The 26,545-nt window shown below is 71.6% G+C and carries 16 protein-coding genes, 1 tRNA gene, 1 pseudogene and 1 riboswitch; of the genes and pseudogenes, 15 read left to right on the plus strand and 3 right to left on the minus strand.

The annotated features are described in order from the left end of the window. Positions 1-189 precede the first annotated feature (189 nt). Both SMD11_RS20260 and SMD11_RS20265 read left to right on the plus strand, forming a co-directional pair. Complete coding sequence (locus tag SMD11_RS20260) at positions 190-807, plus strand: SurA N-terminal domain-containing protein (protein WP_087927793.1); 618 nt, start codon at positions 190-192, stop codon at positions 805-807. A 109-nt stretch (positions 808-916) separates the two neighbouring features. After that, positions 917-1,894 carry a nucleoside triphosphate pyrophosphohydrolase gene (locus tag SMD11_RS20265; protein ID WP_087927794.1) on the plus strand — a complete coding sequence of 326 codons (978 nt, stop codon included), beginning with the start codon at positions 917-919 and terminating at the stop codon, positions 1,892-1,894. A gap of 2 nt (positions 1,895-1,896) precedes the next feature. Here SMD11_RS20265 and SMD11_RS20270 read toward each other — a convergent pair whose 3' ends face one another. After that, positions 1,897-2,652, minus strand: a complete 756-nt coding sequence (locus SMD11_RS20270; protein WP_087927795.1) for a hypothetical protein — start codon at positions 2,650-2,652, stop codon at positions 1,897-1,899. A gap of 175 nt (positions 2,653-2,827) precedes the next feature. Here SMD11_RS20270 and SMD11_RS20275 point away from each other — a divergent pair, with 175 nt between their 5' ends. The 10 genes and pseudogenes from SMD11_RS20275 to SMD11_RS20320 all read left to right on the plus strand — a co-directional run bounded on the left by SMD11_RS20275 (position 2,828) and on the right by SMD11_RS20320 (position 14,114). After that, positions 2,828-3,259, plus strand: a complete 432-nt coding sequence (locus SMD11_RS20275) for a DUF6479 family protein (protein ID WP_087927796.1) — start codon at positions 2,828-2,830, stop codon at positions 3,257-3,259. 164 nt (positions 3,260-3,423) lie between these two features. Beyond that, positions 3,424-4,686: a cytochrome P450 family protein gene (locus SMD11_RS20280; protein ID WP_087927797.1), complete on the plus strand. Its 1,263-nt coding sequence runs from the start codon at positions 3,424-3,426 to the stop codon at positions 4,684-4,686. A gap of 190 nt (positions 4,687-4,876) precedes the next feature. Next, on the plus strand, positions 4,877-5,920 hold the full coding sequence (locus SMD11_RS20285) for a transglycosylase family protein (RefSeq protein ID WP_324614758.1): 1,044 nt from the start codon (positions 4,877-4,879) through the stop codon (positions 5,918-5,920). 261 nt (positions 5,921-6,181) lie between these two features. Beyond that, a riboswitch (cyclic di-AMP (ydaO/yuaA leader) is annotated at positions 6,182-6,366 on the plus strand. A 3-nt stretch (positions 6,367-6,369) separates the two neighbouring features. Next, positions 6,370-7,122, plus strand: coding sequence for a transglycosylase family protein (locus SMD11_RS20290; RefSeq protein WP_087927799.1), 753 nt, complete (start codon positions 6,370-6,372; stop codon positions 7,120-7,122). A 334-nt stretch (positions 7,123-7,456) separates the two neighbouring features. After that, positions 7,457-8,743, plus strand: coding sequence for a phosphopyruvate hydratase (gene eno, locus SMD11_RS20295; RefSeq protein ID WP_087927800.1), 1,287 nt, complete (start codon positions 7,457-7,459; stop codon positions 8,741-8,743). Positions 8,744-8,855: 112 nt separating this feature from the next. Then, positions 8,856-9,326 carry an FtsB family cell division protein gene (locus tag SMD11_RS20300; RefSeq protein ID WP_087927801.1) on the plus strand — a complete coding sequence of 157 codons (471 nt, stop codon included), beginning with the start codon at positions 8,856-8,858 and terminating at the stop codon, positions 9,324-9,326. A gap of 54 nt (positions 9,327-9,380) precedes the next feature. After that, a complete protein-coding gene (locus SMD11_RS20305) occupies positions 9,381-9,911 on the plus strand; it encodes a DUF501 domain-containing protein (protein WP_087927802.1) in 531 nt (176 codons plus the stop codon). Further along, positions 9,908-10,849, plus strand: a complete 942-nt coding sequence (locus SMD11_RS20310) for a Ppx/GppA phosphatase family protein (protein WP_087927803.1) — start codon at positions 9,908-9,910, stop codon at positions 10,847-10,849. The genes SMD11_RS20305 and SMD11_RS20310 overlap by 4 nt, the downstream gene beginning before the upstream one ends. 355 nt (positions 10,850-11,204) lie before the next feature. Beyond that, a complete protein-coding gene (locus SMD11_RS20315; protein ID WP_087927804.1) occupies positions 11,205-12,590 on the plus strand; it encodes an NAD(P)/FAD-dependent oxidoreductase in 1,386 nt (461 codons plus the stop codon). A gap of 205 nt (positions 12,591-12,795) precedes the next feature. Continuing rightward, positions 12,796-14,114 (plus strand): annotated as a pseudogene (locus SMD11_RS20320) (class I SAM-dependent methyltransferase). Positions 14,115-14,202: 88 nt separating this feature from the next. Here the strand turns inward: SMD11_RS20320 and SMD11_RS20325 are convergent. Both SMD11_RS20325 and SMD11_RS20330 read right to left on the minus strand, forming a co-directional pair. Continuing rightward, positions 14,203-16,722: an ABC transporter permease gene (locus tag SMD11_RS20325; RefSeq protein ID WP_087927805.1), complete on the minus strand. Its 2,520-nt coding sequence runs from the start codon at positions 16,720-16,722 to the stop codon at positions 14,203-14,205. A 93-nt stretch (positions 16,723-16,815) separates the two neighbouring features. Next, positions 16,816-17,601: an ABC transporter ATP-binding protein gene (locus tag SMD11_RS20330; RefSeq protein ID WP_087927806.1), complete on the minus strand. Its 786-nt coding sequence runs from the start codon at positions 17,599-17,601 to the stop codon at positions 16,816-16,818. A 415-nt stretch (positions 17,602-18,016) separates the two neighbouring features. Between SMD11_RS20330 and SMD11_RS20335 the strand changes: the two genes are divergently transcribed. From SMD11_RS20335 to SMD11_RS36465, 3 genes are all read left to right on the plus strand, one after another. Beyond that, positions 18,017-18,099: transfer RNA gene (locus SMD11_RS20335), tRNA-Leu, on the plus strand. A 459-nt stretch (positions 18,100-18,558) separates the two neighbouring features. Then, the gene (locus SMD11_RS20340) at positions 18,559-20,343 is read left to right on the plus strand and encodes an acyltransferase domain-containing protein (protein WP_087927807.1); all 1,785 of its coding nucleotides are present in this window, start codon (positions 18,559-18,561) and stop codon (positions 20,341-20,343) included. A 99-nt stretch (positions 20,344-20,442) separates the two neighbouring features. Then, a complete protein-coding gene (locus SMD11_RS36465) occupies positions 20,443-26,535 on the plus strand; it encodes an SDR family oxidoreductase (protein WP_087927808.1) in 6,093 nt (2,030 codons plus the stop codon). Positions 26,536-26,545: the final 10 nt, after the last annotated feature.

Genomic DNA, 26,545 nt, shown 5'->3' on the forward strand with positions numbered 1-26,545 from the left:
GAGTCGGCCGCCGGCCCGCTCCGGGCCCGCCGCCGGGAGCCTCCGGGCCTGCCCGGCTGGTGCGCTGACGGTCCGTCGGCGGATCCGCGCGTCTCCGCGAATCGCGAATCGTTGGTCGAATCGGTGGCCCGCGTCACACCGACTCCCTAACATCGAGGGACCGTCGCACGATCTTTGCCGGGAGGCTTCATGATCCGCCGAAGGACCGCGCTCTCCGTCTCCGCCGTCGCCCTGCTGGCCGCGGCACCGGCCCTCACCGCCTGCGGATCCACCGCCCATCCGGGTGCCGCGGCCGTCGTGGGCAAGGACCGGATCACCGTCGCCCAGCTCCAGGCGCGGGTGGCGGAGGTCCGGGAGGCGCAGCGGTCCTCCCCGCAGGGGCAGCAGGCGGCGGCCAACAGCGCCCGGCTCGGCCAGGACACCCTCGTGCGGCTCATCCAGTACCGCATCGTCGAGAAGGCCGGCAAGGACAACGACATCACCGTCTCCCGCCGCGAGCTCCAGGAGCAGCGCGCCCAGGTCGAGCGCTCCAACGGCGGGGCCGAGGCGGTGCGCGACAGGTTCCTCGCGCTCGGGATCGCCCCGGACCAGATCGAGCGGGCCCTGACCGTGGAGCTCGTCCGCTCCAAGCTCGACGCCCGGTTCGGCACCGAGCGGACCAACCAGCTCCTGATGCGCACCTCCGACGCCCTGAACGTCGACGTCAACCCCCGCTACGGCACCTGGGACTCCAAGCGCGGCACGGCGCAGCCCGCCAAGGAGCCCTGGCTGCGCGCCGCCGCGCCCGTCGCGGAGCGCCCGGCCTGAGCCACGGTGCCGGCGCCCGGGCCCGGGCACCGGCACCTCAGGCCCGGAAAGCCGCCCCCGATCCGGCACGTCTGGGCCCTCGCCCCCCGCGTCGCCTAGGCTCGGCCGTGTGAACGAGTCCGTACCTGGCCGCATCGTCCTGCTCACCACCAGCCACCGGGTCGCCCCGGGCCTGCTGTCCTGGCCCGCCTGGCAGGCGCTGCGCGCCGCCGACCGGGTGCTGTGCGGCGACCCCGGCCACCCGCAGCTGCCCTATCTGCGCGAGGCCGGGATCGAGGTGGAGCAGGGCTCGGCCACCGCCCGCGAGCTGGTCGACTACTGCCTGACCGGCCGCGGCGCGGTCGTGCTCACCTCCGCCGAGGGCGAGTCGGCCCTCACCGACGGGCTGGCCCGGCTGGCCGGCTCCGGCCGGGAGGCGATGCCCTCCCTGGAGCTGCTCCCCGGCTCGTACGACCTGCCCGGCGCCCGGCTGCTGGACCTCGTCCAGGTGATGGACCGGATCCGCCGCGCCTGCCCGTGGAGCGGTATCCGCACCCACGAGGACCTGGCGAAGTACGGCCTGGAAGAGATGTACGAGATGCTGGAGGCCATCGAGACCGGGGACCGGGAGGCGCTGCGCGAGGAGCTCGGCGACGTCCTGCTCCAGGTCGTCTTCCACGCCCGGATCGCCCAGGACGACCCGGACGAGCCCTTCGCGATCGACGACGTGGCGGGCACGATCGTCGACAAGCTCATCCACCGCCACCCGCACGTCTTCGGCGAGGAGACCGCCGGGACCCCGGAGGAGGTCAAGGCGCACTGGCTGCGCGCCAAGGCGGAGGAGAAGGGCCGGGTCTCGGTGACCGAGGGCGTCCCGCTGGGTCAGCCGGCGCTCGCCCTCGCGGCGAAGCTGGCCTCCCGGGCCCGTACGGAGGGACTGGACGTCGCCCTTCCGGCCGGGTCCGGCATCGGCTACGAGCTGCTGGCCCTGGCGGCGCGGGCCGAGGCGTCCGGCGTCGAGCCGGAGACCGCGCTGCGCGCCGCCGCGCGCGCCTACCGCGACGCGATCGTGGCCGCGGAGTCGGCGCGGGGCGGCGCCGCCGGCTGAGGTCAGGCGGTCCCGGCCGCGGCCGCCGTCAGCTTCTCGGCGGCCTTGGCGAGGCCCTTGGTGAAGGCCTCCTTGCCGCGGTCGCCGTTGGCACCCCAGTTGTTGCGGACCGTCGTGACGGCACCGCGGCTGCGCACCGTGCCGAAGTCGAAGTCCATGGCGTACTCGCCGACGAGGATGGTGACCGTGTAGCCGAGCGAGTCGTCGCCGGCCTTCGCCACGTCGAGCCCCTTCACCGTGACCGTGGCCTTCTTGCCCTTCATGGTGGCGCTGAAGGAGGAACAGTTCCCGACGGCCGTGCGCAGCGCGGCCATGGCCTTCCCGGCCTGCTCGCGGGTGTAGCCGCTGACGTCCTGGCTGATGTTGGTCTCGTCGCCCTGCTTGACGAAGACCTGCTGGAGGTTGGCCTTGTAGTCCGCTTCCAGGCGGCCGGAATTGATGACGGTCACCAGGGGCGCGCACTGGGCGCGGGCCTTCTCCAGCATCTCGTCGGTGGCGCCCATGGTCTTGTCGATGACGGCGTTCTCCTCCAGCTTCCAGCCGGCCGGCAGGTCCGTGGCGCCGATGAGGGCGTCCTTCGCGCGGGCGGGGGTGAGAGGGGCCGGGGCGCTGCTCGGCTTCGCCTTGTTCCCGGGGCTCGACGTGGAGCCGGAGCCGGAGCCGGAACCGCTGCCGGAGCCGCCGTCGCAGGCGGTGGCCAGCAGCAGCGTCGAGGCGGCCAGGGTGGCGACCGCGAACCGGCGGGGGTGAACGTGCACGGTTGTTCCTTAGTGAAACGGATCCGCGGCCGGCCGGAGCGGCCTGGGCGGCAAGATCATCAAATGACCCGAATGTCGAACGTAAGTATGACTTCGGGGTCGGCCCACCCCCGCTCGGGCACCCGTTCGGCCTAGGTACCGACTTGTCCGGGCGGCCTCCGGGTACCCGAGTCCCATGCGCATCGAGTACTCAGTCCTCGCCGCCCCGCACTGGGCGGGGGGCATCATCCAGTTCATCGTCGGCATCGTCGTGGTCGCGCTGCTGATCGTCGCCGTCGTCAAGGGCTTCCGGAAGCGGGACCAGGAGCCCCCGCCGACCTCCGCGCCGCAGCGCCGGATGGGCGCCTGGCAGACGCGGCAGGAGCACGAGACCGGGCCGACGTCGCCCGACCACGGGCCCGGGCACAACGACGAAGAGGGCACGGTCGGCTATGTCACCGAGCACCGCGAGTCGCACGAGCTGCATCCGGAGGCGGAGGGGGAGCGGGTGCTCCCGCACGAGGTGCAGAACCCGGGCAGCCACCCGGAGGAGCTGTCGGAGGAGCGCAAGAAGTGGAACCCGGGCAGCAGCGGCGGCTTCGGCAGCGGCGGGCCCGGCCACCACTGAGGCCGCCGGGTGCGCCGCCGGCGTGCCGCCGCGCGGGACCCGTCACCCGGAACGCCCCTTCCTGCCGGGACCCGTCACCCGGTACGCCCCTTTCCGCCGGGGCCCGGGCGGGGTCCCAGGGGCGCGGGGCGGCCCCGCCCGCCCCGCCCTAGTAGCGTCGGAGCGTGCACGACAAGACCGCCTCGCCCGCCCCCGCTCCCGCGCCTCCCCTCTTCACCTGGGAGTTCGCCGCCGACCCGTACCCCGCGTACGCCTGGCTGCGCGAGCACGCCCCCGTGCACCGCACCGCCCTGCCCAGCGGTGTCGAGGCCTGGCTGGTCACCCGGTACGCCGACGCCCGTCAGGCCCTCGCCGACCAGCGGCTCTCGAAGAACCCCGTGCACCACTCCGAGTCCGCCCACGGCAAGGGCAAGGTCGGCATCCCCGGCGAGCGCAGCGCCAATCTGATGACGCACCTGCTCAACATCGACCCGCCGGACCACACCCGGCTGCGCCGGCTGGTGTCCAAGGCCTTCACCCCGCGCCGGGTCGCGGAGTTCGCGCCCCGCGTGCAGGAGCTGACCGACCAGCTCATCGACGGCTTCGCGGAGAGAGGGGAGGCCGACCTCATCCACGAGTTCGCCTTTCCCCTCCCCATCTACGCGATCTGCGACCTGCTCGGCGTGCCGCGCGAGGACCAGGACGACTTCCGCGACTGGGCGGGCATGATGATCCGCCACGGCGGCGGGCCGCGCGGCGGCGTCGCCCGCGCGGTCAAGCGGATGCGCACCTATCTGGCGGAACTGATCCACCGTAAGAGGGAGAACCCGGGAGAAGACCTCATCTCCGGCCTTATCCGGGCGAGCGACCACGGTGAGCACCTGACGGAGAACGAGGCCGCGGCGATGGCCTTCATCCTCCTCTTCGCCGGTTTCGAAACAACTGTGAACCTGATCGGTAACGGAACCTACGCTCTGCTGCGCCATCCGGAGCAGCGCGCGCGGCTCCAGCGGGCCCTCGCCGAGGGCGACGAGAGCCTGCTCGCGACCGGTGTCGAGGAGCTGCTGCGCTACGACGGGCCGGTGGAGCTCGCCACCTGGCGGTTCGCCACCCAGGACCTGACGATCGGCGGGCAGCGCGTCGCCGAGGGCGACCCCGTGCTCGTCGTCCTCGCCGCCGCCGACCGTGACCCCGAGCGGTTCGCCGACCCGGACACCCTCGACCTCGCCCGCCGCGACAACCAGCACCTCGGCTACGGCCACGGCATCCACTACTGCCTGGGCGCGCCGCTCGCCCGGCTGGAGGGCCAGGCGGCCCTCGCCACACTGCTGCGCCGTCTGCCGGACCTGCGGCTGGCCGCCGATCCGGAGGAACTGCGGTGGCGCGGCGGGCTCATCATGCGCGGACTGCGCACGCTTCCGGTGGAGTTCACGGCGCACGAAAAATGACCCCATGTCATACCACGTGCCCCGCACGTGATCTGCGCGTGACCTGCGCTACACCGGCTTGTGACTCCCGGGGGCCGTCGCTATCTTCGACGACCATATCCGCCGCCACACGAGAGGCCACCGCATGCGCTCCGGGAACGGTCGACATCGCAGACCCCGCCAGGCACCCGCCATCGTGGTCGCCGCGGGGGTGACGGGATCGGCGATCGCCATGCCGCTGCTCGCCGCCACCGGCGCCCACGCGGCCGACGCCCCGACCTGGGACCGCGTCGCGCAGTGCGAGAGCGGAGGCATGTGGAGCGCCAACTCCGGCAACGGCTCGTACGGCGGACTTCAGCTCACCCAGGAGCTCTGGGAGCAGAACGGCGGCCGGGTGTACGCCCCGCGCCCCGACCTCGCGAGCCGGTCCCAGCAGATAGCCGTCGCGGAGAAGATCCTCAACGGCAGCGGCCCGAGCGCCTGGCAGAACTGCGGCGCGGCGGCCGGTCTCGGCAAGGGCGGCCGGGCGCCGGACGTGAACCCCGGGAGCACGAAGGACCCCTCGCGGCCGGAGTCTCCCGCCCCGCGCGCGCCGGAGCACTCGCCGTCCCCGTCGACGGACCGCTCCGAGTCGCCCGCGTCGTCGAAGCCGTCCGAGCCGACGAAGCCGTCCGAGCCGACGAAGCCCTCCGAGTCGCCGAAGCCCTCCGAGCCGTCGAAGCCTTCCACGCCGTCCTCCTCGCCGTCCCCGTCGGCACCCGCCCCGAGCGGAACGCCTTCCGGCTCCGGGGAGCCGGGCAAGGGCGACGGATCCCCGTCGCGGACCCCCTCCGGCTCGCCCTCGGCCCCCGCGAGCGGACGGCCGGACGCCGGACCCGGCGGCGCGCCCACCGACGACCCCACCGCGATCCCCACGGCCCCCGTCAACCCGCCCACGGGCACCCCCGGCACGACGCCCGGCCCCGCGGACTCCCGTACGCCCGGCGCCCCCGCCGGGGAGGGCACGGGCAAGCACCGCGCGGATCCGCCGCGTTCGGACGACGAGCAGCGCCCGTCCCGGGGCGGCGACGAGGCGCGCCCGGGTGTGCCGGCGGCCGGCGACTACACCGTGCGTCCCGGTGACAATCTGTCAGCGATAGCGGAGAAGCACTCCGTTACGGGTGGCTGGCACTCGCTCTACGAGCGCAACGAGAAGGTGGTCGGCAAGGATCCGGATCTGATCCTTCCTGGTCAGAGGCTTGAGATGGGCAAATAGCGCGGCAGTTCGGGGGGAATGTCCGTTCCAGTCGAAAGTGAGACATGGGTCTCGTTGCTTTTCGGCGGAACGGCATCCTCCCGGACTTTCCGCACCCGCCCTCACCTGCGGAAATGTCGGGTTCCCATGGGTAACCAGAGGCAACTGTGGCTGGAAAGAGGGGTTTGAACCCTCCGGCCGACTGTGTTTACCGTCGTGACCGCTCGCCACCGCGAGCACCACGGTCGCCACGCCGAATCCTGCCGGCGGCCGGCGGAGTCGTCGCGTTAAGCGCCGTAGGCAGGAGCGGGGGAACCAAGGTAGGCGCCGGAACGGATTCCGTCGGTCGGTGACCGGGGGAGGCCGGAACGGCTTGGGGTGAAGCCGGGAGTGCTCGCACGACCGGCCGGGCGAACTCACTAGCCCGAACCCGACAGCTCACCTCGTAGGCGTCGGTGAGGAAACGACTCATGTCCAAGGGCAAGCACCGTCGTCCGTCCAAGGCCGTCCGCATCGTCACGCTCGCCGGTGTCACCGGCGCGGCCGTCGCCGCCCCGCTGATGATCGCCACCTCCGCGAACGCCGCCTCCGTCTCCACCTGGGACAAGGTCGCCCAGTGCGAGTCCAGTGGCAACTGGTCCATCAACACCGGCAACGGCTACTACGGTGGCCTCCAGTTCTCGAAGTCCTCCTGGGACGCCGCGGGCGGCGGCCAGTACGCCGCGTACCCGCACCAGGCCACCAAGAGCCAGCAGATCGCCGTCGCCGAGAAGCTGCTCGCCATGCAGGGCCCGGGTGCCTGGGGCTGCGCCGTGCCCGGCCTGACCCCGGGTGGCGCCAAGGCCGACGTCGACACGTCCGACTCCGGCAGCACCGCCAAGTCCTCGCGCGGCACCTCCACCAAGTCGCACGCCGACCGCAGCGAGCGCCAGGCCGCGCCCAAGCGGACCGCGCCGAAGCAGAGCGCCCCGAAGTACGTCGCCCCGCAGGCCGACGACCAGGACGAGGCCCCCGCGCCGAAGCCGGCCGCCCCGAAGCACTCCGCCTCGGGGTCCTTCAAGAAGGGTGACGGCGAGTACCAGGTCAAGGAAGGCGACACCCTCGCCAAGATCGCCGAGACCGAGAAGGTCAAGGGCGGCTGGCAGAAGCTCCACGAGCTGAACAAGGACGTCGTCGAGGACGCCGACCTGATCTTCGTCGGTCAGCAGCTGCACCTGCGCTGACCCGGCGGGCGCCACGCCCCGCCGCCGCCCGGCCGGACGCTCACCCGTCGCCGGCCGGACACCGATCGCAGCGGTCGCCCCGCTCCGCCGCGCCCCCGGGCGCGCGCCGGAGCGGGGCTTCCGCCGTTTCCCGGCGCACCGCCGCCCGGCCACGGGCGGTTCCCCGCTCCCTTCACCGCTGAGCGAACACCCTTGACATTCGTCCCCTGATCTCGGCGTTTGTGTTGTTTTTTCCGGCTTCCCGGCCCGGGAAACCGGTCCAACGGCAGGGGGAGCCTCCGGGGCCCGTTAGGCTCGGGGTGCAGAACTCCAGACACACACGAAGGAGACCCTCGTGCCGTCCATCGACGTCGTCGTAGCTCGCGAGATCCTCGACTCGCGAGGCAACCCCACGGTCGAGGTCGAGGTCGGCCTCGACGACGGCTCCACGGGCCGTGCCGCCGTGCCGTCCGGTGCCTCGACCGGTGCCTTCGAGGCCATCGAGCTCCGTGACGGTGACAAGAACCGTTACCTCGGCAAGGGCGTCGAGAAGGCCGTCCTGGCCGTCATCGAGCAGATCGGCCCGGAGCTCGTCGGCTACGACGCCACCGAGCAGCGCCTGATCGACCAGGCCATGTTCGACCTGGACGCCACCGACAACAAGGGCTCGCTCGGCGCCAACGCCATCCTCGGCGTCTCCCTTGCCGTCGCGCACGCCGCGTCCGAGGCCTCCGACCTGCCGCTCTTCCGCTACCTCGGCGGCCCGAACGCGCACCTGCTGCCCGTTCCGATGATGAACATCCTCAACGGTGGGTCGCACGCCGACTCCAACGTCGACATCCAGGAGTTCATGATCGCGCCGATCGGCGCCGAGTCCTTCTCCGAGGCGCTGCGCTGGGGCACCGAGGTCTACCACACCCTCAAGGCCGTCCTGAAGCGCAAGGGCCTGTCCACCGGCCTTGGCGACGAGGGCGGCTTCGCCCCGAACCTGGGCTCCAACCGCGAGGCCCTCGACCTCATCCTCGAGGCCATCAAGGAGGCCGGTTACACCCCCGGCCAGGACGTGGCGCTCGCGCTCGACGTCGCCGCCTCCGAGTTCTACAAGGACGGCGCGTACGAGTTCGAGGGCAAGTCCCGCTCGGCCGCCGAGATGACCGACTACTACGCGGAGCTCGTCGCCGCGTATCCGCTGGTCTCCATCGAGGACCCGCTGTTCGAGGACGACTGGGACGGCTGGAAGACCCTCACCGAGCGCCTCGGCGACAAGGTGCAGATCGTCGGTGACGACCTGTTCGTCACCAACCCCGAGCGCCTCGGCCGCGGCATCGAGGAGGGCGCCGCCAACGCCCTGCTGGTCAAGGTCAACCAGATCGGCTCGCTGACCGAGACCCTGGACGCCGTCGAGCTGGCCCAGCGCAACGGCTTCAAGTGCATGATGTCGCACCGCTCCGGCGAGACCGAGGACGTCACCATCGCCGACCTGGCCGTCGCCACCAACTGCGGCCAGATCAAGACCGGTGCCCCGGCCCGCTCCGAGCGTGTCGCCAAGTACAACCAGCTGCTGCGCATCGAGGAGATCCTCGACGACGCCGCGGTGTACGCGGGCCGCAGCGCCTTCCCGCGGTTCCGCTCCGCGAACTGAACGAACGGCAAGGGCTGAGAAAACTCCCCCGGGAGAGTCGACAGCCTCACTACGTCCCCGGCCACGGTCCCGTACCGTGGCCGGGGACGTACGTTCGTAACGGGGAGGCGATGTGGTGGCTGACCGGTTCTCCACCGCGACCAAGCTCAAGGCGCTCGGCACGGTGCTCGTCAACGGGCCCTCGGCCCGGGTCTACCGCGCCAAGCCGCCCCGCCGCAGCCGGCTGACCGGCCGCGCGGCGCTCCTCGCGCTCGTCGTCTGCTCCCTGGTCGTCGCCCTCGCCTACCCCATGCGCCAGTGGGTCACCCAGCGCTCGGACATCGCCGACCAGCGGCGCCAGTCCGAGCGGGCGCGCGAGCAGGTCCAGGAGCTGCTGGACCACAAGGCGCGCCTGGAGGACCCGGCCTACGTCGAGCAGCAGGCGCGCGAACACCTGCACTACGTACGCGAGGGCGAGACCGGCTACAGCGTGGTCGACGGCAGCGGCGACGCCAAGCGGCCCGAGGACCAGGGGGCCGCGGACCGCCCCTGGTACAGCAACCTCTGGGACGGCGTGGACACCGCCGACGCCGACACACCCTGAGCCGCACCCCCGACCCCGATCCGAGACCGAGTACGAGCGAGCACGAGCGAGCACATGGACACCCCTCCTCCGAAGACCGAGCCCACCGAGCCCACCGACGCGGACATCGCCGCGTTCAAGGAGCAGCTGGGCCGCCCGCCGCGCGGGCTGCGCACGATCGCCCACCGCTGCCCCTGCGGCAACCCCGACGTCGTCGAGACCCAGCCGCGGCTGGAGGACGGCACGCCGTTCCCGACGCTGTACTACCTCACCTGCCCGCGCGCGGCCTCCGCGATCGGCACGCTGGAGGCGGACGGCGTCATGAAGGAGATGACGGCGCGCCTGAAGACCGACCCGGAGCTGGCCGCCGCCTACCAGGCGGCGCACGACGACTACATCACGCGCCGCGACGCGATCGAGGTGCTGGAGGGCTTCCCGAGCGCGGGCGGCATGCCGGACCGCGTGAAGTGCCTGCACGTCCTCGTCGGCCACTCGCTGGCCGCGGGCCCGGGCGTGAACCCGCTGGGCGACGAGGCCCTCGCGATGCTCCCCGAGTGGTGGGCGAAGGGCCCGTGCGTGAGCCCCTGCGGAGGTGACGAGAAGTGACCCGCGTCGCCGCGGTGGACTGCGGCACGAACTCCATCCGCCTGCTGGTCGCCGACCTGGATCCGGCCACCGGGGAGCTCACCGAGCTGGACCGCCGGATGACGATCGTCCGGCTCGGCCAGGGCGTGGACCGCACCGGCCGGCTGGCCGACGAGGCCCTGGAGCGGACCTTCGCCGCCTGCCGGGAGTACGCCGGGGTCATCCGCGAGCTGAAGGCCGAGCGCACCCGCTTCGTGGCGACCTCCGCCTCGCGCGACGCGGAGAACCGCGCGGACTTCGTGCGCGGGGTCGTGGAGATCCTGGGCGTGGAGCCCGAGGTGATCAGCGGTGACCAGGAGGCGGAGTTCTCCTTCACCGGCGCGACCAAGGAGCTGACCGGCCGCGACGACCTGGCGAAGCCGTATCTGGTGGTCGACATCGGCGGCGGCTCCACGGAGTTCGTCGTGGGCGAGGACCGGGTGCGGGCCGCGCGCAGCGTGGACGTGGGCTGCGTCCGGATGACGGAGCGTCATCTGGTGCGGGACGGCGAGGTGTCCGACCCGCCGGCGGCCGACCGGATCGCCGCGATGAAGGCGGACATCGAGGCCGCCCTGGACCTCGCGGAGGAGACCGTTCCGCTGGGCGAGGCGAAGACGCTCGTGGGGCTGGCCGGCTCGGTCACCACGGTCGCGGCGATCGCCCTCGGCCTCCAGGAGTACGACTGGTCGGTGATCCACCACTCCCGTATCTCGCTGGAACGGGTGCAAGAGATCACCGACGAGCTGCTGACGTCGACGCACGAACAGCGTGCGGCGATCCCCGTGATGCACCCGGGCCGGGTCGACGTGATCGCCGCCGGGGCGCTCGTGCTGCGCTCGATCATGGAGCGCATAGGCGCCCAGGAGGTCGTCGTGAGCGAGCACGACATCCTCGACGGGATCGCCTGGAGCGTCGCCTGACGGGCGCCGCGGAAAAAGGTTCGTGAAATCCTTCACATGAAAAAATGGCCGACGGGCCACGGCAGGGGACCTTTGGGTCCCCTTTGTCCGTCCCGGGGGTCGTCACGGCCGGAATGGGTCCGGTTTCTGGTGGGTTAAAGGAACGTTTATGCAGGCGGCCACGGAGCAGTGGTCCAGTCGCCTCACACGCCACAAGTCCAGTTCAGTGGGGGTGCACAACGCACGCCCGGACGGAGTGGTTCCCTTTCGGCACCATGACATGGGTCACGGAGGCGGCGGAGTGTAGCAGACAGGTCCCCACACCTTGTGAAGGGGCTCACGAGCACCCCTGTCGGGAGTGCTGGATACTCGAAACATGAGCACCACGGAGCGTCCACGGATCCTCGTAGTAGGCGGCGGGTACGTCGGCCTGTACGCGGCGCGCCGCATCCTGAAGAAGATGCGGTACGCGGAGGCGACCGTCACAGTCGTCGACCCGCGCTCGTACATGACCTACCAGCCCTTCCTGCCCGAAGCAGCTGCCGGCAGCATCTCCCCCCGCCACGTCGTGGTGCCGCTGCGACGCGTGCTCCCCAAGGCGGAGGTCCTCACCGGCCGCGTCACCACCATCGATCAGGACCGCAAGGTCGCCACGGTCGCGCCGCTCGTCGGCGAGGCCTACGAGCTGCCCTTCGACTACCTGGTCATCGCGCTCGGCGCGGTCTCCCGCACCTTCCCGATCCCCGGCCTGGCCGAGAACGGCATCGGCATGAAGGGCATCGAGGAGGCCATCGGCCTGCGCAACCACGTCCTGGAGCAGCTCGACAAGGCCGACTCCACGACCGACGAGGAGATCCGCCGCAAGGCGCTCACCTTCGTCTTCATCGGTGGCGGCTTCGCCGGCGCCGAGACGGTCGGCGAGGTCGAGGACATGGCCCGCGACGCCGCGAAGTACTACCCGAACGTCAAGCGCGAGGACATGCGCTTCGTCCTGGTCGACGCCGCGGACAAGATCCTTCCCGAGGTCGGGCCGAAGCTCGGCGCGTACGGCAAGGAGCACCTGGAGAGCCGTGGGGTCGAGATCCACCTCTCCACCTCGATGGACTCCTGCATCGACGGCCACGTCGTGCTGAAGAACGGCCTTGAGGTCGACTCCAACACGATCGTGTGGACCGCGGGCGTCAAGCCCAACCCGGCGCTGTCCCGCTTCGGCCTGCCGCTGGGTCCGCGCGGCCACGTCGACACCTCCGAGACCCTCCAGGTCCAGGGCACCGACTACATCTGGGCCGCGGGCGACAACGCCCAGGTCCCGGACATGATCGGCCGCAAGGCCGGCAACCCCAACGCCTGGTGCCCGCCGAACGCCCAGCACGCGCTGCGGCAGGCCAAGGTCCTCGGCGACAACGTCATCTCGGGCATGCGCGGCTTCCCGCAGAAGACGTACGAGCACGCCAACAAGGGTGCGGTGGCGGGCCTCGGCCTCCACAAGGGCGTCGCGATGATCGTCATGGGCAAGATGAAGATCAAGCTCAAGGGCCGTCTCGCCTGGTACATGCACCGTGGCTACCACGGTCTGGCCATGCCGACCTGGAACCGCAAGATCCGCGTCTTCGCGGACTGGACCCTCGGCATGTTCCTCAAGCGCGAGGTCGTCTCGCTCGGCGCCATGGAGAACCCGCGCGACGAGTTCTACGAGGCGGCCAAGCCGGCCCCCAAGCCGCAGGACGCCTCGGCGCCCTCGCAGAAGGCCAAGGCTTCCTGAGTCCGCTGGTCCGATCCGCGGAGCTCGCGCTACCGCGGTCGTCGTAGCCGAAAGGCGTCCACCAATCCGTGGGGTGGGCGCCTTTCGGCGTGTTCGGAAGCGCAGAGTTGATCTAGTCTGACGGAACGGGACTACCGGACCCACTCCGGGTGTTTAGGTGTCAGTTGAACGTTTCTCCTGACCTTGCATCATGGAGGTGTGCGACATGGCCGACGCCGCCCGACGGCTCACCGCGCTCGCGGAACAGGTGCTGGGAGCCCCGCTCCCGATCCGGCTCCGCGCCTGGGACCGCAGCGAGTACGGCCCGCCGGGCACACCCGTCCTGGTCGTCCGCCGCCGCCGGGCCCTGCGCCGGCTGCTGTGGAAGCCGGGCGAACTCGGCCTGGCCCGCGCCTGGGTGGCGGGTGACCTCGACGTCGAGGGCGATCTCTACGAGGCGCTGGACCTGCTCGCGGGCTCCCTCTGGGAGCGCGGCGAGGACGCCGCGGGACCCACGGGCCTCGCGGCCCTGCTGACCGCCGCGCGCGACCCGCGGCTGCGCGGCGCCGCCCGCGAGCTGGTCAAGCTCGCCGGGCCCGGACTCCGCCCCCGGCCCCCGCGCGAAGAGGCCCGCAGGACCGGCGGACGGCTGCACACCCTGCGCCGCGACAAGGCCTCCATCAGCCACCACTACGACGTCGGCAACCCCTTCTACGAGCGCGTCCTCGGCCCCTCGATGGTCTACTCCTGCGCGTACTGGGGGACCGGGGAGGACGGGGTGAGCAGCCTGGAGGACGCCCAGCGCGCCAAGCTCGACCTCGTCTGCCGCAAGCTGGCCCTGGAACCGGGCCAGCGGCTGCTGGACGTCGGCTGCGGCTGGGGCTCGATGGTGCTCCACGCGGCCCGCGAGTACGGCGTCAGCGCCGTCGGCATCACCCTCTCCGAGGAACAGGCCGCCTACGCCCGGAAGCGCGTCGCCGAGGCCGGTCTGACGGACCGTATCGAGATCCGGGTCCAGGACTACCGCGAGATCGCCGACGGGCCCTTCGACGCCGTCTCCTCGATCGGGATGGCCGAGCACGTGGGCTCCGCGCTCTACGCCGAGTACGCCGCCGACCTGCACGCCCTGCTGAAGCCGGGCGGCCGGCTGCTCAACCACCAGATCGCCCGCCGCCCGCTGCGCGACGAGGCGGCCTACGAGGTCGACGAGTTCATCGACCGCTATGTCTTCCCGGACGGCGAACTGGCCCCGGTCGGCCGGACCGTCGCCCAGTTGGAGGAGGCGGGCTTCGAGGTCCGGGACGTGGAGGCGCTGCGCGAGCACTACGCGCTGACCCTGCGCCGCTGGGTGGCCAACCTGGAGACCCACTGGGACGAGGCCGTCGAGCTCACCTCGCCCGGCCGCGCCCGGGTCTGGCGGCTCTACATGGCCGCGTCCGCGCTGTCCTTCGAGCGCAACCGGATCGGCGTCAACCAGGTCCTCGCGGTCCGTACCCCGGTGTCGGGGAGGCCGGGGTGCCGCTGCGCCCGCGCGACTGGCGCTGACGCCCGCGCCCCCTTCCCGTACGGAAAACGGGTCCGGCCCCGCAGCACGCGCTGCGGGGCCGGACCCGTACCGAAGGGGGAGTGACCGCTACTCGGCCTTGATCGCGGCGAGCATGTTGAGCTTCGCCGCCCGGCGGGCCGGCCACAGTGCGGCCAGCACGCCGACCAGGGCGGCCAGCAGCAGGAAGACGCCCATCCGGCCCCAGGGGAGCACCAGCTCGTAGGTGCTGATGCCCTTCCTGATGAGGTCGCCGGCGGCCCAGCCGAAGAAGACGCCCAGGCCCACGCCCATCACACCGCCGAAGAGCGAGATGATCAGCGACTCCAGGCGCACCATCCGCTTGATGCCCTTGCGGTCCAGGCCGATGGCGCGCAGCATGCCGATCTCCTGCTGGCGCTCGAAGACCGACATCGCCAGGGTGTTGATGACACCGAGGACGGCGACGATCACGGCCATGGCCAGCAGGCCGTAGAGCATGTTCAGGAGCAGGCTGATGGCCTTGGAGATGCCGTCGGAGATGTCCTGCTTGGTCTGGATCTGGATGGCGGGGTTGTCGCCGAGGGCCTTGCGCAGGGAGTCCTCGGTGCTGTCGCTCACGCCGCCCTTGGTCTTGACCATCACCTGCCGGTCGTCGACCTGGCTCTGATGCGGGGTCAGGGTCTTGAGGTCGACCATGATGCCGCGCATCAGGTCGTTGCCCTTGTAGACGCCGGAGACCGTCAGCCGGCCCTGCTTGCCGTCCTCGAAGGTGACGGGGAAGGACGAGCCGAGCTTCCAGTGCTTGGTGCGGGCGGTGGCGTCGTCGACGACGACCTTGTCGCCGGTGAGCCCGCCGAAGGAGCCCGCGGTGAAGTCGAGGTTCGTCAGCTTGCCGATGGTCCGGCCGTTGACGCCGGTGAGCTGCTCGTGGTCGCCGTCGATCCGGGACGGGGAGCCGCGCAGCGGGCTGGCGGCGGTGACGTCCGGGTGGGCGGAGAGCTTCTTCGCCACGTCGGTGGAGAGCGGGGTCATGCTGGCCATGGAGACGACGTAGTCGGCCTTCAGGGAGCCAGTGGCCATCTTGTCGATGGCCTGCTGCACACTGCCGGCGATCACGGTGAGGCCGGTGATCAGGGTGAGGCCGATCATCAGCGCGGAGGCGGTGGCGGCGGTGCGGCGCGGGTTGCGGACCGCGTTCTGCCGGGCCAGCTTGCCGGGCATGCCGAACAGGCGCAGGACGGGCGCCGCGGCGGCGATCACCGGGCGGGAGATCAGCGGCGTCAGCACGAACACGCCGATCAGGACCAGGGCCGCGCCGAGGCCCATCATGGTGGAGCTGGAGGCGGTCAGGACGACCGCGGCGCCGAGAGCGGTCAGGACGCCGCCGATGGAGTTGCGGACCACCAGGGACTTGGTGGTGGCGACGGCGTGCACGCTGTTCATCGCGGCCACCGGCGGGATCTTCGCGGCGCGGCGGCCGGGCAGCCAGGCGGCGAGCATGGTGACGACGACGCCGACGACCAGCGAGGTGACGACGGTGCCGGGGGAGACGACGAGCGGGCCGTCGGGGACGGTGGCCCCGGTGCCGCCGATCAGGCCGCGCAGCCCGGCGCCGATGCCGATGCCCGCGAGCAGGCCCGCGACGCCGGCGACGGAGCCCACGACGAAGGCCTCGATGAGCACCGAGCGGGTGACCTGGCGGCGGCTGGCGCCGACCGCGCGCATCAGCGCGAGCTCCTTGGTGCGCTGGGCGACCAGCATGGTGAAGGTGTTGGCGATGATGAAGACGCCGACGAACAGCGAGATGCCGGCGAAGACCAGCAGGCTGGTCCGCATGCCGTCCATGCCCTGGGCGATGATCTTGGCTTCGTCGTCGGCGAGCTGCTTGCCGGTCGTGGCCTCGGTGTCCTTGGGCAGGACCTTCTCGACCGCGGACTTCAGGGCGGCCTGCGAGGTGCCGGCCGCGGCCTTGACGTCGATCTGGTCGAACTCGCCGGGCTTGCCGTAGAGCTTCTGCGCCGTGGCGGTGTCGAAGAGGGCGAGGCTGCCGCCGGCGGAGACGTTGCCGTCGTCGGTGGTGAAGACGCCGGTGAGCTTCTGCGGGAGGACGGGGCCGTCGACGGAGATCCGGACGGTGTCGCCGACCTTGTACCCGGCGCGGTCGGCGGTCTTCTCGTCCAGCGCGACCTCGCCCGCGCCGTGGGGCGCGCGGCCGCTCTTGAGCGGGTAGCGGGGGTCCTTGCCGTCGGCGCCGGGGTAGTAGTTGGCACCGGAGGAGTTGAAGCCCTCGCCGGCGAGCTTGCCCTTCTTGTCGGCGACGGCGGCGAAGCCGTTGACCGAGCCGGTGGCGGAGGCGGCGCCCGGGACCTTGGCCACCTGGTCGAGCAGGCTCTGGGAGAGCCGCGGGGCCGCGCCCGGGTTGCTCTTGTCGCTGTCCTGCTTGTGCGGCTGCACGGCGACGTCGACGCCGGTGAAGCCCTTCTGGGAGCTCTTCTGGTAGGCGTCCGAGATGGTGTTGGTGAAGACCAGGGTGCCGGAGACGAAGGCCACGCCGAGCATGACGGCGAGGACGGTCATCAGCAGCCTGGCCTTGTGCGCGAGCACATTGCGCAAGGCGGTACGGAACATGTCAGTCCTGAGTGGGGTTCCCGCGCCGCCGAGCGCGGGGCGAGGGGAGAAGTCCGGGGGGTTCGGTGCGGGCCCGGTGCGGGGCCGCGCGGGTCAGCTCGTACGGCCCTTGGCGTCGAAGCGCTTCATGCGGTCGAGGACGGCGTCGGCGGTGGGCTGCCGGAGCTCGTCGACGATGCGGCCGTCGGCCAGGAAGACGACGCGGTCGGCGTAGGAGGCGGCGACGGGGTCGTGGGTGACCATGACGACGGTCTGGCCGAGCTCGCGGACGGAGTTGCGCAGGAAGCCGAGGACCTCGGCGCCGGAGCGGGAGTCGAGGTTTCCGGTGGGCTCGTCGGCGAACATGATCTCGGGCTTGCCGGCCAGCGCGCGGGCGACGGCGACGCGCTGCTGCTGGCCGCCGGAGAGCTGGTTGGGGCGGTGCTTGAGGCGCCCGGAGAGGCCGACGGTGTCCACGACCATGTCGAGCCACTGCTTGTCGGGCTTCCGGCCGGCGATGTCCATCGGCAGGGTGATGTTCTCCAGGGCGGTCAGCGTCGGCAGCAGGTTGAAGGCCTGGAAGATAAAGCCGATCTTGTCGCGGCGGAGGCGGGTGAGCTTCTTGTCGTTGAGGGTGGTGAGCTCGGTGTCGCCGATGGTGGCGGAGCCGCTGGAGACGCTGTCGAGGCCGGCCATGCAGTGCATGAGGGTCGACTTGCCGGAGCCGGAGGGGCCCATGATCGCGGTGAACTCGGCCTGGCGGAACTCCACGGAGACGGCGTCCAGGGCGACCACCCGGGTCTCGCCCTGCCCGTAGACCTTGGAGAGCTCCGTGGCGCGGGCGGCCACCGCGGTGGTGCGGGGGGCGGCGGTCTGCACGCCGAAGGGGGTGGTGGTCACGGGGGAGCGCTCCTGTCGGGACGACGGTCGGGGGGACTCCTCCATCGTCGCTGGCCAGGAGGGCGCGGGGATCAGACCTGGCGCCCGTTCCCGGGGGCGACCCGGGAGGTATCCCGGCGGGCCGGTCTCCTCCTCTGGTATGAGGGGAGCCCTCAGGGGCCCCGGCCGTCCCGAAGGCACGAGATTGCGACAATTCCGCACCGGGGCGCGGGTGGGGCCATGAGCGGGGGGTATCGGCCCGTGGCATGTGCCTTTGGCGCCGAACATGTACTGATGTTCCCTCAGCTGCCCATAAAATAAGACAACCTCGGGTCCTCGTTCCGCTGTTTGGGGGGCGCTCCCGAGCTAGGCTCGTCCTGCTCTCCTTACAAGGGAGGCTCGCGCGCCTCTTCCTGCCTGTGCGCTTGAGAGCCCTGCCCGGATGGTGGAATGCAGACACGGCGAGCTTAAACCTCGCTGGCCCTTCGGGCCGTGCCGGTTCAAGTCCGGCTCCGGGCACTCCTCAAAAATTCAACCTCGTCCGCGAGGCGGTTCACGCGAGGGCTTCGGCCGGCTTCCGGTCCGGATCCCGGAACGCGTGGCCCGCCGAACAAAAAACCGGTCCGCCAGTGTGTTTTTCTGACTGACGTTCGATCGGTGGCGAACCGTCGGATCCCATGGCGGGCCCGCGCGAGGGCCGCCCGCGCCGCCGCCCCGAGGGTATTGCGGTGTCCCAAAGGACAATTGACGCTCCTGGCCGCTCTGGCTAAGTTTTTCGATGCTGCGGGATGGAACGTGCGTATTCCGTCCCGGGCGAGCTGATTGTGTGAGGGGGCGTTGACGGGGCGCGGGGTTTCTCTTACTCCGGCAATTCGTCATCGGCAAGATATCGGCCAGTGGGATACGTATGCCGCCCTCCGGAAACCTGGAACTCAGTTCCGCCACACACCATGGTAGCCAAGAGGGAGCGACGGTACGATGGTTGAGCGCGCCAAGGTTATTGCCCTTTTTCCGGGCCAGGGTGCATTTGACGGCGCGGCACTCGCCGCCGCCTATCGTGAGTACCCGCAGATCAAGCGGGTTTTCGAAGAGATCGACACGGTCAGCCGGGAATTCTTCTCCCGTGACCTCAGCAAGGTGCTTTTCGGCGATGTGACACCCGAGATGGAGAAGCTGCTCGCGGACGACGCCTGGGTGTCGCAGCTCGCCATCTACGGCAGCAGCCTCGCGGCCTGGCAGATCCTGGCCGACAGCGGCGCGGAGGCCGACGTCCTGGTCGGGCACAGCCTGGGGGAGATCGCGGCCCTCGTCGCCGCGCAGGCGTTCTCGGTGGCGGACGGCGCCCGCATCGTCGCCCACCGGGTGCAGGTCATCGAGCGCCAGGGCCTGGCGCCGGGCCGGATGGCCGCGCTGAGCGCCGACGGCGACCGGGTCCGCGCCCTGATCGCCCTCATCGGCGACGAGCTGCTGAGCGTCGCCACCGAGAACCACGACACCCAGACGGTGGTGAGCGGCCCGCGGGACGCCATGGAGAAGGCCCTGGCCGTCTCGAAGCAGCTGGGCATCTCGACGGCCGACATCAACTCGCCGTTCCCCTTTCACACCCCGATCCTCGCGCCCGCCGCGCCGGTCTTCGCCGGCCTGGTCGGCAAGCTCGACCAGCGCCCGCTGCGGACGCCGGTCTACTCCCCGGTCCTCGGCCGCTACTACGAGCCCGACGACGCCCTCGGCGAGCTGCTGGCCGAGCACTTCGTCAAGCCGGTGCGGTTCAGCGCCGCCGTGCGCCACCTGCACGGGGAGGGCCGCGAGCTGCGCTTCGTCGAGGTCGGCGGCAAGGCCGTGCTGACCAAGCTGGTCGGCAAGGTCCTGGGCTCCGGCGCCCGGCCGGCCACCTGGTCCACGCTGAGCCTGGGCGGCGACGGGAAGCTGGGCCTGGCCGGCGCCCTCGCGGACCTCGGCACCCCCGCGAAGCTCGACGACGGCAAGGCGAAGGCCCTCGCCGCCGTCTTCGCCCCCGACGCCGGCGCGGCGGAGTTCGCCGAGTTCTGGGCCGCGTTCGGCGGCCAGCTCGTCGGGCTCGGCAAGGAGCGGCTGGCGGAGTTCCGCGCGCTGCGCGCCGAGGGCACGGGGCAGGCCGCTCCGCCGGCCGCCGCCGGTACGGGCCCGAAGGCCGCCGTCGAGCGCGGTGCCGTGGCCGACGCGATTCGTTCCATTTATGCGGCCGCGTTGGAGTACCCGGAAGAGGTCTTCACGGAGGACGTGTTGTTGGAGGCCGAGTTGGGTGTGGACTCGGTGAAGCAGGTGGAGTTGTTGACGCGGGTGTCGGAGCACTACGGGCTGCCGCCGCGTGACACGGGTTTCCGTCTTGTGGAGATCGACACCATGGCCAAGGTTGTCGACTTCTTCGTCGCGAACCTCGGTGACGGAGCCGCGGAACTCGACGTTCCGCAGGAAAAGACGGCAACGGAACTTCCCGCCGAACAGGCCGCCGTCGAGCGCGGTGCCGTCGCGGATGCGATTCGTTCCATTTATGCGGCCGCGTTGGAGTACCCGGAAGAGGTCTTCACGGAGGACGTGTTGTTGGAGGCCGAGTTGGGTGTGGACTCGGTGAAGCAGGTGGAGTTGTTGACGCGGGTGTCGGAGCACTACGGGCTGCCGCCGCGTGACACGGGTTTCCGTCTTGTGGAGATCGACACCATGGCCAAGGTCGTCGACTTCTTCGTCACCAACCTGGAATCCGGCGCGGTCCCCGTAGCGGCCTGATCAGCCCCGCACCACCACGCATCCCACCGTCGGCCCGGGGCGCCCGAGAGCGGCGCCCCGGGGCCCGGCAGGCCATGTAGAAGGGCGAGGAGTACGTTCGTGCAAGATCTCAAGGGCAAGCTGGCGCTGGTCACCGGTGGTGCCAGGAACGTGGGCAAGGCAGTGTCGAAGGCACTCGCCGCCCGCGGCGCACACGTCATCATCAACTACTTCCATTCCGCCGACGCCGCCAAGCAGACCAAGGCCGAGCTGGAGGCCGCCGGCGGCCAGGTGACGCTCATCCGCGCCTCCGTCGCACGCCAGGAGCAGGTCGACCGGATGTTCGCCGAGATCGACGAGCGCTTCGGCGGCCTGGACATCCTGGTGAACAACGCCGCCAACGGCGCCCTGGTGCCGGTGGACGAGATCACCGACGACCTCCTCGACCGGGCCATCGACACCAACTACAAGGGCGGCCTGCGGGTCTCCCGGGCGGCGGCGCCGCTGATGGCCCGCCGGGGCGGTGGCTCGATCGTCACGGTCTCCGCCCTGGGCAGCTCCCAGATGGTCATGGCCAACTACCTCGCCTGCGCGCCCGCCAAGGCGGCCGCCGAGGCGGTCACCCGCTACCTGGCCGTGGAGTTCGCGCCGCACAACATCCGGGTGAACACCGCGTCCGCCGCGATGCTGGTCAGCGAGGTCGCCGACGCCTTCCCGCGCGCCGAGGAGATGCAGCGGGCGATCGCCGACGCCACCCCGCTGGGCCGGCTCGGCACCGCCGAGGACTTCGCCGAGGTCGTCTGCTTCCTCGCCTCCGACTCCTCGCGCTGGATCACCGGCCAGACCGTCCTCGCCGACGGCGGCCTCACCCTGGGCGCCACGCTCCTCGCGCCCCCCGCCCGCACAGACTCCGCCGCGTCGGTCGTTGATGCCCATCCCGCCGACGCGGCGGGCACTTCCCCGGAGGCCGCCGCCGGCGCCTCCACCACCCCGGAGGCCGCTCCCGAGCCCGCTCCCGAGCCCGCAGCGGCCGCCGCACCCGCGCCCGTAGCGGCCGTGCCGGACCGGACGCCGGCCGAGCCGGCCGCCGCGGCCGCAGCCGAAACCGCCGACGAGCTCTTCGACGACGCGGGCCCGGACGACATCGCCGTCGTCGGCATGGGCATGGCCGTCGCCGGCGCGAACAGCCCCTCGGAGTTCTGGCAGCTGCGCATCACCGGTGACGAGCTGTTCGTCCCCGTCCCGGAGGACCGCTGGGAGCGCGCCCCCTTCTTCTCGCCCGACACCGCGGCCGAGGACAAGTCCTACCAGGACACCTGCGTCTTCATCACCGGCTTCGAGCCCGAGGAGGGCTCCCTCGACGGCCTCGGCGACGCCGCGGACCACGAGCTGACCACCATGTGGCTGCGCCACTCGCTGGTGCAGGCGCTCGACGGCGTCAAGCACGACGGGGACGACCGCTACTCCTTCCTCGTCGGCTACACCCCCGACGGCAGCCAGCACCTGGAGGAGGCCGGTGTCATCACCGGCATCCGGCAGCGGGCCGAGGAGATCGTCCAGGACCTGGACGTGCCCGAGGCCGAGCGCGCGGAGGTCCTCGCCCGGATCGAGGCGACCCTGGACGAGCGCTACTGGCGGGGCGGGAACGCCCCCTCCAGATTCCTGCCGCACCGGGTCGGCCAGCTCGCCATGGACGGCGTCCTGCCGGGCAACACCGAGCTCCAGATGGTCGACACCGCCTGCTCCTCGTCCCTCTACGCCATCGACATCGGCATCAAGGGCCTGCTGATGGGCAAGCACGACATCGCCGTGTGCGGTGGCGCCTTCGCCCTCGCCCCGCGCGGCACGGTGCTCTTCTCCAAGCTCCAGGGCCTCTCCAAGCGCGGCGCCGTGCACTCCCTGGACGCCGACGCCGACGGCGTGATCTTCGCCGACGGCGCCAGCGTGATCGTCCTCAAGCGGCTGCGCCAGGCGCAGCGCGACGGTGACAAGGTCCTCGCGGTGCTCAAGGCCTTCGGCTCGTCCTCGGACGGCAAGGGCAAGGCCATCTACGCCCCCAACGCGGCCGGCCAGGACCTCGCCGTGCAGCGGGCGCTGGACGGCGACGTCTCCGCGGCGGACGTGGACTGGATCATCGCCCATGCCACCGGCACCCCCGCCGGTGACCTGGCCGAGTTCACCACCCTCCGGGGCCACTTCGGTACCGAGCGCACCAGCTATGTGACCTCCAACAAGTCGCTGATCGGGCACACCGGCTGGGCGGCGGGCGTCGTCTCCGTCATCGAGGCGATCCTGGGCATGGAGCACGGCGCGATCCCGCACCAGTACCGCTTCAACGCCCCCAACCCGGACTTCCACCTGGAGGACTCCAAGCTGGAGATCCCCACCGAGACGGTCTCCTGGCCGGCCGAGGAGGGGAAGGTCCGCTCCGCCGCGGTCTCCGGCTTCGGCTTCGGCGGCACCAACGCCCACCTGATCGTCCAGGAGCACCGGGCCGGCGAGCCCGCCGGGCCCGCGGCCGCGGGCCCGCTGACCCCGCCCACCGACGAGCGGATCGCCGTCGTGTCCTGGTCCGCGCACGTCCCCGGGCTGGACTCGCGCGAGTCCGTGCGCGGCTGGCTCACCGACGGCACGGCGCGGGCGGAGAGCAGCTTCGGCGAGTTCTACCCGGCGCCCTCGTTCAACAAGGTCCGGCTGCCTCCGAAGACGGTGCGCGCCATCGACCGCTGCCAGCTGATGATCCTGGAGTGCGCGCACGACCTGCGCGACCAGTTCACGGACTTCTGGGAGGAGCACAGCCGCACCACGGGTGTGTTCGTCGGCAACATGGGCCCGACCCGCGCGGCCATGCTCTACGCCAACCGCTGCTACCTCGACGACATCGCCCTCGCCCTGCGGCAGAAGGCGGACGGCGCGGCCCCGGGCGCGCTGGACGAGGTGATCGACCGGCTGCGGGAGCGGGTGCGCGGCCAGATACCCCCGTCCAACGAGGACTCCTTCCCGGGCATGATGCCCAACGTCATCTCCGCCCGGGTCGCCAACTACTTCGACCTCAAGGGCCCGAACATCACGCTCGACTCGGGCTTCTCCTCCGCGCTCACCGCGGTCGAGACCGCCTGCCGCTACCTGCGCAGCGGCGAGCTGGACTTCGCGCTCGCCGGCGGCATCAACGGCAACAGCCTGCGCGAGTACCGCACGGTGCTGGCCGACCTGTTCGGCCCCTCCTTCGAGGAGGACAAGGACCTCGCCGAGGGCGCGTTCCTCTTCGGCCTGGCCACCGAGACGAAGGCCCGCGAGGCCGGGCTGCCGATCCTCGGCTACGTGGACGGGCTGACCGTCGACGACGAGCGGGCGGGCGGCGCCGACACCATCGAGTGCGGCGCGGAGACCTACGACCGGTCCCGCTACCTGGGCGCCGCGGGCGGCCTCGCGCTGCTCGACGCCCTGCACCGGCCCGCCGGCCAGGTGGCCATCACCTGCGGCCAGGGCACCGCGACCACCCGGCTCCAGCTGACCGTCACCGGCGCCTACGCCCCGGCGGCCGCGCCGGCCGCCGGGCCCGCGGCGGACGGCACCCCCGCGCCGCTCCCGGAGCGGTTCGCCGACTCCGCGGAGTACGCGCCGGGCAGCCCCCTCCAGGTGCGCCGCCGGGTGCCGGTCCTCACCGAGCTGCCCGCGGCGGAGACCCGCGAGCGGATCCCGTTCCTGCCGCAGGGCGTGGTGGTCCTCACCGACCTGCCGGACCTCGGCGCCAGCCTGCGGCACCTGCCGAAGGACTCGCTGGTGCTCTCCACCGCCAAGGTGGACGTGACCCGGCCCGGCTGGACCCACCTGTCGGAGGTCACCCCGGAGACGGTCCGCGCCGCCCTGGACGCGCACGGCCTGCCCGTACGCCACGTCCGGGTCGTCACCGACCTGAACCGCTCCGCCCCGCTGCCCCGGTCGCTGGCCACCGGCAGCCCCACCCTGACCGCGCTGCACGACGCGCTGTTCCTCACCCTCCAGGCGCGCTTCGACGACCTGGACACCGAGGGCTCCTCCGTCATCGGCCTGCTGCTGGGCGCCGTCACCGACGAGGTGCCGCACGCCTTCGCCGGCCTCTTCTCCGGCCTGTTCAAGGGCGCCTTCCTGGAGCTGTCCGAGGCCCTGGTGTTCGCCCTGTTCACCGCCGAGGACGGGCCCCGCAAGGGGGCCCTGCTCGCCGAGGCGGAGACCCGGCTGGCCCGCACCTTCCCCGTCGTGTACGAGGACGGCGGCGTCCGTAAGGGCTACACGCTCGTCGACGAGCCCGTCGAGCTCACCGGACCCACCGAGGCCCGGCTGACCCGCGACTCCGTGGTGCTGGCCATGGGCGGCGCCCGCGGCATCACCGCCGAGGTGGTCAAGAGCCTCGCCGAGCACTTCGGCCCGCGGATCTACCTGGTCGGCAGCAACCCGCTCGACAGCTACCCGGCCGAGGTCTTCGAGGGCGACGACGAGACGTTCGCCGCCACCCGCCAGGCCCACATCCGCCGGAGCATCGGCGCGGGCAAGAACGTCGCCCAGGCCAACCGCGAGTTCGACCGGATGCTGGACGCCCGCGCGGCGCGCCGCAACATCGCCGACATGGAGGCGCACAGCGGCGCCGGCCGGGTCACCTACTTCGCCTGCGACGGGCAGGACGGCGCGGCCGTCGAGGCGGTCGTGGCGAAGGTCCTGGCCGCAGGCGCCGGCGTGGACCTGCTGATCAACGCGGCGGGCCGGAACCGCTCCGCGTCCATCAAGGACAAGAACTTCGCGGAGTTCACCGCCATCCGCGACCTGAAGCTGCGCAGCTACCACAACCTCAAGCGGGCGTTCGGCGACCGGCAGCCCCGCATGTGGTGCAACTTCGGCTCACTGCTCGGCTACTTCGGCCAGGTCGGGGAGCCCGACTACGCCTCGGGCAACGACTTCCTGGCGACGGCGGCCACCTACGGCGCCCGGAGCGCGGGGCAGAGCGAGTTCACCATCGGGTGGACGCTCTGGGACGGCACCGGCATGGGCGCCAACGAGCTGACCAAGGCGTACTTCCAGCGCGCCGGCTCGTACAGCCACATGGCGGTGGCCGAGGGCACCCACCACTTCGTACGGGAGCTGCACGCCCCCTACCGGCACCCCTCCGTGGTGCACCTGGGCACCGCCGAGGAGGCCACGGTCGAGCGCTTCTACCCGGGCTACCCCAGCGGCGCCGGCACCCGGGCGGGCGCGGCGGCCGGCGGCCCGGCCGACCGCGGGTTCTACCTGCGGGAGGTGGTCTCCGCCGACCGCGACGAGGCCGTCTTCTCCTGCGTCTTCGACCTGGAGACGCACGGATACCTGAACCACCACCTGGTCCGTGAGGCACCCACTCTGCCGGGCACGTTCGTCACCGAGATCGCCGGCGAGGCCGCCCGCTTCCTCGCCCCGGACATGCAGGTCTTCGCCTACGAGGACCTGGAGTTCCAGCACTTCCTGCGGGCCTACGACGGGGGCAAGGACACCCCGAAGCGGATCACCGCGCGGGTGACCGACCGCACGGAGGAGGTGACGACGGTCGAGGTGCGCATCTCCACCGACGTCGTCTCGCCCAGCGGGGTGCTGCTGGTCAAGGACAAGACGCACTTCACCGCCCGGGTGCTGCTGCGGGCCGGGTTCCCGACGCCGCCGCGCTGGGAGAAGTGGGACGAGTCCGACGCCCAGCCGGTCATCGACCCGTACCACGCGCCGGCCTCGCCGGTGACGCTCACCGGGCCGTTCGTCTCCACCACCGACACCCGGCTGACCTCCCAGGGCAAGCGGGCCACCTACCGGGTGGACCTGCCCGCGGGCGACCCGGTGTGGTCCCGCTTCACCGCGCCGTCGATCCTGCTCGACGGGCTCGCCCGGACGGGCGTGCTCAACCTCGTCGACGGGCACCTCGTACCGATCGCGGCCCCGCTGTCGATCCGCCGGATCGACCTCTACGAGCGGGCCAACGACGCCGAACTCGTCGAGCGCTACGGCTCGCTGGAGCTCTACGCCACCCCGGCCGGCTTCAACATGCCGGGCAGCGACCCGGACAACCGGTTCGTGGCCGCCACCTCCGACGGCCGCGTCATCGCCCAGATGAAGGACGTCCGCGCCACGGTCATCGGCTACGTCGACCACCTGACCGGGCAGTTCTACTCCCCCGAGAAGGAACCCCTCACCGAGCCGGCGATGGCGGTGCGCTGAATGACGACCA

The organism is Streptomyces albireticuli (assembly GCF_002192455.1).
GTDB classification, from domain to species: domain Bacteria; phylum Actinomycetota; class Actinomycetes; order Streptomycetales; family Streptomycetaceae; genus Streptomyces; species Streptomyces albireticuli_B.

Excerpts from the sequence above, each read along its gene's own strand:
- SMD11_RS20290 (WP_087927799.1), top strand. The coding sequence starts at position 6,370 with ATGTCCAAGGGCAAGCACCGTCGTCCGTCCAAGGCCGTCCGCATCGTC.
- SMD11_RS20305 (WP_087927802.1), top strand. The coding sequence starts at position 9,381 with ATGGACACCCCTCCTCCGAAGACCGAGCCCACCGAGCCCACCGACGCG.
- SMD11_RS20260 (WP_087927793.1), top strand. The coding sequence starts at position 190 with ATGATCCGCCGAAGGACCGCGCTCTCCGTCTCCGCCGTCGCCCTGCTG.
- SMD11_RS20340 (WP_087927807.1), top strand. The coding sequence starts at position 18,559 with ATGGTTGAGCGCGCCAAGGTTATTGCCCTTTTTCCGGGCCAGGGTGCA.
- SMD11_RS20275 (WP_087927796.1), top strand. The coding sequence starts at position 2,828 with ATGCGCATCGAGTACTCAGTCCTCGCCGCCCCGCACTGGGCGGGGGGC.
- SMD11_RS20325 (WP_087927805.1), bottom strand. The coding sequence starts at position 16,722 with ATGTTCCGTACCGCCTTGCGCAATGTGCTCGCGCACAAGGCCAGGCTG.
- SMD11_RS20315 (WP_087927804.1), top strand. The coding sequence starts at position 11,205 with ATGAGCACCACGGAGCGTCCACGGATCCTCGTAGTAGGCGGCGGGTAC.